This window comes from Streptomyces sp. 2A115 (assembly GCF_052245575.1).
GTDB lineage: Bacteria > Actinomycetota > Actinomycetes > Streptomycetales > Streptomycetaceae > Streptomyces.
The window spans coordinates 1-1,428 of the sequence record NZ_JBQQCG010000218.1; the positions used below are offsets into that span (position 1 = coordinate 1).

Annotated in this window: 1 protein-coding gene; it reads right to left on the reverse strand. The window is 66.2% G+C overall.

Annotation, left to right across the window (positions count from 1 at the left end; genetic code table 11):
• Positions 1-29: 29 nt before the first annotated feature.
• Complete coding sequence (locus tag ACTWQR_RS55665) at positions 30-1,268, reverse strand: IS256 family transposase (protein WP_443235004.1); 1,239 nt, start codon at positions 1,266-1,268, stop codon at positions 30-32.
• Positions 1,269-1,428 lie beyond the last annotated feature (160 nt).

Consider the following 1,428-nt stretch of genomic DNA (forward strand, 5'->3'; position numbering starts at 1 on the left):
GGTCGTGTCCCTCGTCGTGGTGTTGGGGATCAACTGGCGGGCGCGTTCGGGGTGTTGGGTAGCGCGGGGGCGCTTTCGGGGAGTTCGCGGTAGATCTCGCTCATGCTGCCTTCGGGGAGGTAGCGGCGGGGGAAGGCGATCCATTCGTCGTGCATCTCGAAGAGCACGGCGGTGACCAGCCGGATGAGCGCGTCGTCGTTGGGGAAGACCTGGACGACGTCGATCCTGCGCTTGATCTCCCGGTTCACTCGTTCCAGCGGGTTCGTGGACTGGATCTTCTTCCAGTGCCTGGGCGGGAAGTCCGCGAACGCGGTCAGATCCTCCTTCGCCTCCAACAGCATCGCTTTGACCTTCGGGAACTGGGCGCCGAGCATGTCGGCGACGGTGTCCAGCTGAGTGCGCACGAGGCCGGCGGTGGGCTGGGTGAAGATCGTGCGGATCGTCGCGGCGACCATCTCGCCGGAATCCCGGTCGATCACGCTGAAGACATTTCGCAGGAAATGAACCCTGCACCGCTGCCAGGCGGCGCCTAGCATCACCTTGCGGACCGCGGCGACCAGCCCGGCGTGCTGGTCGGTGACGACCAGTCGGACACCGGACAGACCGCGCTCTCGCAGCGAGCGCAGGAACTCCTTCCAGAACGTCTCGCTCTCGCTGTCTCCGACCATCAGCCCGAGCACCTCGCGGTTGCCGTCTTCGGTGATGCCGGTGGCGACCACCACGGCCCGGGAGACGATCTGGTGGTTCACCCGCGCCTTGCAGTAGGCCGCGTCGAGGTAGACGTAGGGGAAGCGGACGTGATCCAGCGGGCGGGCACGGAATGCGGTCAGCGGCTCGTCCAGGGCCGCGCAGATCCGGGAGACCTCTGACTTCGAGATGCCGCTGTCCCCGTCGAGGGCTTTGACCAGGTCATCCACGCTACGGGTGGAGACGCCGTGCACGTAGGCCTCCATGATGACGGCGTAGAGGGCCTGGTCGATGCGGCGCCGTCGCTCCAGCAGGCTGGGGAAGAAGCTGCCGGTGCGGACCTTGGGAATCTCCAGGTCCAGATCGCCGGCCAGCGTGGTCAGCACCTTGTCGCGGTGCCCGTTGCGGACGTTGGTCCGCGTCGGCGTGTGCTCGTTCCACTCGGCGCCGATGTGGGCACTTGCCTCGGCCTCTATCAGCTCCTGCACCATTCGCTCGGCGATGGCGCGGATGAGCTCGATTCCATCGGTCGAGCGTAGTGACTCAAGGAGCCGTATCAGTTCAGACTGGGACAGGGCCATCGTGCACTCCTCGTGGTTGAACTGGGCGTTCACCAAGGAGAGTTACGCGGTGGCCCGCCTCCTGTTCAGGGAGCGGTAGTCACCCGTGGAAGTGCGCCCCGGGCAGATGCCCGCGCACTCCCGGCCGCTGATCCCGTACACCACGACGAGGGACACCATC